General features: G+C 74.2%; 5 protein-coding genes and 1 pseudogene. 1 reads left to right on the top strand and 5 read right to left on the bottom strand.

The annotated features are described in order from the left end of the window. The 4 genes from BG452_RS29365 to miaA form a co-directional block, all read right to left on the bottom strand. The coding region (locus BG452_RS29365; RefSeq protein WP_188307383.1) for a RelA/SpoT family protein at positions 1-1660 on the bottom strand (1660 nt) is incomplete at its 3' end. 167 nt (positions 1661-1827) lie between these two features. After that, complete coding sequence (gene dapF / locus BG452_RS29370; protein ID WP_188307384.1) at positions 1828-2739, bottom strand: diaminopimelate epimerase; 912 nt, start codon at positions 2737-2739, stop codon at positions 1828-1830. Between the two features lie 51 nt (positions 2740-2790). Continuing rightward, positions 2791-3303, bottom strand: coding sequence for a hypothetical protein (locus tag BG452_RS47830; RefSeq protein ID WP_317621283.1), 513 nt, complete (start codon positions 3301-3303; stop codon positions 2791-2793). A 229-nt stretch (positions 3304-3532) separates the two neighbouring features. Then, a complete protein-coding gene (gene miaA / locus BG452_RS29380; RefSeq protein WP_188307386.1) occupies positions 3533-4468 on the bottom strand; it encodes a tRNA (adenosine(37)-N6)-dimethylallyltransferase MiaA in 936 nt (311 codons plus the stop codon). Between the two features lie 177 nt (positions 4469-4645). On the opposite strand from miaA, the gene BG452_RS29385 reads away from it, so the two are divergent. After that, a complete protein-coding gene (locus BG452_RS29385; protein WP_188307387.1) occupies positions 4646-4900 on the top strand; it encodes an antitoxin in 255 nt (84 codons plus the stop codon). Positions 4901-4977: 77 nt separating this feature from the next. On the opposite strand, the pseudogene BG452_RS29390 reads toward BG452_RS29385, so the two are convergent. Then, positions 4978-5168 (bottom strand): annotated as a pseudogene (locus tag BG452_RS29390) (hypothetical protein); the annotation flags it as partial.

Here is a 5168-nt window from a genome sequence, read left to right on the forward strand (position 1 = left end):
CCACCGGCAGCCGGGCCGGGTGGTCGGCCAGCCAGCGCTCGATGGCCAGCCGGGCGGCCGGGGTGCGGGCGTGCGCCAGCCACTCCGGCGAGGGGCCGGACGGCTGCGCCCCACCGCCGGCCGGGAGGCTCTCGGTGAGCACCGCGAGCACGTCCCCGTCCCGGAGCACGGTGGACAGCGCGGTGAGCCGGCCGTTGACCCGGGCGCCGATACATCGGTGGCCGGTCTCCTCGCCGAGCAGGTAGGCGGCGTCCACACAGCTGGCCCCGGCCCTCAGCTGAAGCGTTTCGCCGCTCTCCGTCACCACGGTGATCTCGCGGTCGCCGGCCAGGTCGGCGGTGAGCGCGGACCAGAAGGCGTCCGGGTCGGGGGTCTCCTGCTGCCACTCCAGCAGCCGGCTGAGCCACCCGGGCCGGGCCGGGTCGGTGCGGTCCAGTTCGTCGGTGTCCTGGGCCGGGCCGGCCGGGGACGGGTCGCCGAGCGCGACCACCCCGGTCTGGGCCACCTCGTGCATCCGCCGGGTCCGCACCAGCACCTCGACCACCGTGCCGCCGGCCAGCGCGACGGCGGTGTGCAGCGACTGGTAGAGGTTGAACTTGGGGGCGGCGACGAAGTCCTTGAACTCGCCGGGCAGCGGCGTCCAGCAGGTGTGCAGCTCGCCGAGCACCGCGTAGCAGTCGGCGTTCTCCTCGACCACCACCAGCAGCCGCCCGAAGTCCGCGGGCTGGGGCTCCTGCGGCCGGCCGTCCCGGCCCGGCGCCGCGGCCCGCTTGAGCAGCACCCGGTGCAGCGAGACGCAGTGCCGGGGCCGTACCGTCACCTCGGCGGCGACCCCGGCCTCGGCCAGCTGCCGGGCCAGCTGCCGGGCGAAGGGCTCCAGCAGGGTGTCCGGCTCGGCCTCGTGACCGGCCATCAGGCCGCGGGTCCGGGCGTGCTCCTCGGGGTGCAGGGTGGCGAAGACGATGTCCTCCAGCTCCGCCTTGAGCACCTGGATGCCGAGCCGCTCGGCCAGCGGGATCAGCACGTCCCGGGTGACCTTGGCGATCCGCACCTGGCTGGCCGGCTTCATGTGCCGGATGGTGCGCATGTTGTGCAGCCGGTCGGCGAGCTTGATCACCATCACCCGGACGTCGTCCCCGGTGGCGACCAGCATCTTGCGGAAGGTCTCGGCCTCGGCGGCGGCGCCGAAGTCGACCTTCTCCAGCTTGGTCACCCCGTCGACCAGGTAGGCGACTTCGGGACCGAATCCGGCGCTCACCTGGTCCAGCGTCAACTCGGTGTCCTCGACGGTGTCGTGGAGCAGCGAGGCGACCAAGGTGGTCGTCCCGGCGCCGAGTTGGGCCAGGATCATGGTGACGGCCAGCGGGTGGGTGATGTACGGCTCACCGCTCTTGCGCTTCTGGCCGCGGTGGCTGGCCTCGGCCAGCCGGTACGCCCGGGCCAGCAGGGCGAGGTCCGCCTGCGGGTGGTGCTGCCGGTGCACCCGGACCAGCGGTTCCAGGGCGTCCGGCACCGGCGGCCGGCCGGTGGCCAGCAGGGCGGCCCGCCCGGCCCGGCCGAGGGCGGCCAGGCCGAACTCCCCGAGGGGCCTCCTGGCCCCGGCCTGCCGTGCGCTCGTCGGCTGCCCCGCGAGGGGGGACTGCCCGGCTTCGATGGTCATCGGCACCTCCGGCAACGTCGCCGGGTGCGGCCCCTCCCCGTGGGGTGACCCGGTGGTCCATGCTACCGAGCAGAGCACGTTCCGCGACGCCGTGATTCCCGTCCGCGACCGGTATCACCCGATCGGGGGGATTCGTCACCGTACGAAGTGGGCAAACCGGGCCGTCACTACCGGCCCAGCGACTCCCACCAGCGCGCGTCCAGCCGCCCCTCGGCCACGATCACCGCCGGCCCGGTCATCTCCACCCGGCCGTCCGGGTGCTCGGTGATCACCAGCCGGCCGCCCAGCACGTCCACGGTGTACGAGACCGCCGTACCGGTGACCGCCGGGTCCAGGCCGTCCCGGCGGATCGCCGCCACCGCGACGGCGCAGGCGCCGGTGCCGCAGGAGCGGGTCTCGCCCGAACCGCGCTCGTGCACCCGCATCGCGACGTGCCGCGGGCCGCGGTCCACCACGAACTCGACGTTGACGCCCTCCGGGTAGACGCCCTCGGGGCTGGTGAGCGGTGCACTGAAGAGGTCCCCGGCCTGGTCCAGGCTCGCCACGAACGCCACCGCGTGCGGGTTGCCCATGTTGACGTTCAGGGCCGGCCAGCGCCGCTCGCCGACGGCCACCTCGATGCCGTCCGGTCCGGGCAGCCGGGCCCGGCCCATGTCGATGGTGACGTCGCCGGGGGTCCCGTCCGCGGCGTCCTCGGCGACCTTCGCGGTGAGCACCCCGGAGCGGGTGGCGATCGCCAGCTCGCCGGGCTTCGCCAGGCCGGCCTCGACCAGGAAGCGGGCGAACACCCGCAGGCCGTTGCCGCACATCTCGGCGACGCTGCCGTCGGAGTTGCGGTAGTCCATGAACCACTCGGCCCGGTCGGCCTGGCTCGCGGCGGCCGGGTCGGCGGCCGCGCGCACCACGCGCAGCAGCCCGTCGCCGCCGATGCCGGCCCGCCGGTCGCACAGCGCGGCGACGGCCTCCGGGCCGATCTCCAGCACACCGTCCGGGTCGGGCACGATCACGAAGTCGTTCTGGGTGCCGTGCCCCTTGAAGAAGGGGAGACCGGCCCGCTGCTGAGGAGAGGATGCGCTCACCCCACCGATGGTACTGAGAGCCCCGCGGCCGGCTCGGCGCAGGCGGCGTCCTCAGCGCAGGTAGGCGACCCGCCACACCGCGAGCGCGCAGGCGACCAGCGCGATCAGGGTGTAGACCACGATGGCCTGCCAGCCGGCCCGCTGCCCGGAGCCCCGGCGCGGCAGCCCGGGCCACTTGTAGCCGGCGTGCCGGGCGGCCATCGCGCCCCAGCCGACCGAGGCGGCGGTGAACAGCAGCCCGAGCATCCCGACCATGGTGGCGCGCGCCCCGGCCGAGCCGAAGGCGAGCGGGAAGGCGAACATCAGCGAGCCGAGGGTGCCGAGCAGGGCGATCGGCAGGGTCTGCCACCAGCGGAGCCGGCGCCGCGGCCGGATCTCCCGCTCGTGCACCGCGGCGTCCGGCGGGGTGCGGGTGTCCAGCGCGGGCACCGCGGCCGCGTACGAGGTCGGTGCCTCCAGGCCGGTCAGCACAGGGAGGTCCCCCCGCGTGGACTCGTCGAACTCCTCGGCCGGCGCGGTGACGCTTCCGCCCTGGCCGGTTTCGGGGCCGGTACCCGTCGACACACGGCCTCCCCTGACAGTTCGACACGAGCGGACTCGCGGCCGGGCACGGCCGACCCGCACGGGCCGACCCTTATGGCATCGATGATGGCATGTCCAGAGGGGACGTTCGGGGCCTGACCGGGGTCCTCGGGTGATCCGTGGCCATCACGTGATCGGGCCGTGACCCCCGGTTCGTCCTGCACGGTCACCTGCGCGCGCAGGTGCACCGCCGAATTGGCCGGAACAGCACCTATGCGGCCGGAACTCCCTGACGGCCGATCAGTTCGAGGGAGCGTTCCAGCAGCTCGACGGGGTCGGTGCCGGCCGGCCGGGAGAGCCAGTGGATGCGGTCGTCCCGGCGGAACCAGGACTCCTGGCGGCGGGCGAAGCGCCTGGTGGCCCGGACGGTCTCCGCCCGCGCCTCGTCCTCGGTGCACTCGCCGGCGAAGTGGTCGAGCACCTGCTGGTAGCCGAGCGCCCGGGAGGCGGTCCGGCCCTCCCGCAGCCCGACCCGCTCCAGCTCCCGCACCTCGTCCAGCAGCCCGGCCTCCCACATCCGGTCGACCCGCAGCGCGATCCGCTCGTCCAGCTCGGGGCGCGGCACGGCGACGCCGATCTGCACCGCCTCGTACACCGCGGTGTTGCTCGGCAGGTTGGCGGTGAACGGCCGCCCGGTGATCTCGATGACCTCCAGGGCCCGGACGATCCGCCGCCCGTTGCCGATCAGGATCGCCTCGGCGGCCGCCGGGTCCAGCTCGGCCAGCCGCCGGTGCAGCGCGTACGGGCCGGCCTGCTCCAGTTCGGCCTCCAGCCGGGCGCGCACCTGCGGGTCGGTGCCGGGGAACTCCATCTCGTCGATCGCGGCCCGGACGTACAGCCCGGAGCCGCCGACCAGGACGGGGGTGCGGCCGGCCGCGAGCAGCCGGTCGATCTCGGCCCGGGCCAGCCGCTGGTACTCGGCGACGCTGGCGGTCTCGGTGACGTCCCAGACGTCCATCAGGTGGTGCGGCACTCCCTCGCGCTCGGCCATGGTCAGCTTCGCGGTGCCGATGTCCATGCCCCGGTACAGCTGCATCGAGTCGGTGTTGATCACCTCGCCGCCGAGGCTGCGGGCGATGGCGACGGCCAGGTCGGACTTTCCGGCGGCGGTCGCGCCGACGATGCTGATCACACGGGAGCTGCTCACCGCTCCAGTCTCCCAAACCGCCGCCGCGACCGGGGCCGGGCTGCCGCCCGCCGTCGGCTGCGCGAGGATGTGACTGTTTCCCGGGCCGTCTCCGGCCGTTTCCACCCCCGGCCGGCTTTGCGAACTCTTTACCGGTCGGATGCGTTGTGCAGGAGACAGGGAACGAAGGAGATCGCCATGGGTCTGATGGACAACCTCAAGGGCAAGGCCGAGGAGCTCAAGGAGAAGGCCAGCGAGCTCGCCGGCAAGCACAGCGACCAGATCGAGCACATCGTCGACAAGGCCGGCGGCGCGATCGACAAGGCGACCAAGGGCAAGTACAGCGACAAGATCGAGCACGGCGCCGACAAGGCCAAGGACGCGGTGGGCGACTTCGCCCACAAGCCCAAGCCGGAGGGCGAGGGCCGCGACGGCCGGCCCCCGCAGTCCTGAGGCTCAGCGCCGTCCTGGAGCTCAGCGCAGTCCTGGAGCTCGGCCCCGGTCCAGAGGCTCAGCGCCGGTCGTGAGGCTCAGCTCCAGGACGCCACGAAGTACCCGACCCCGTACGGCGCGTCCTGGTAGCCCAGCCGCGCGGTGAGGCCGGCGCCCTCGGCGGCGCCGGCCAGCACCTGCCAGGGCGCCCGGCCCTCGGCCTTCAGCTCGGCGGCCAGGGCCGGGTCCAGGGCGGCCAGCGCGGGCAGGTCGGCCGAGCCGAGGGCGC

It is taken from the genome of Streptomyces sp. CBMA123 (assembly GCF_014596465.1).
GTDB lineage: Bacteria > Actinomycetota > Actinomycetes > Streptomycetales > Streptomycetaceae > Kitasatospora.

Excerpts from the sequence above, each read along its gene's own strand:
- BG452_RS29385 (WP_188307387.1), top strand. The coding sequence starts at position 4,646 with ATGGGTCTGATGGACAACCTCAAGGGCAAGGCCGAGGAGCTCAAGGAG.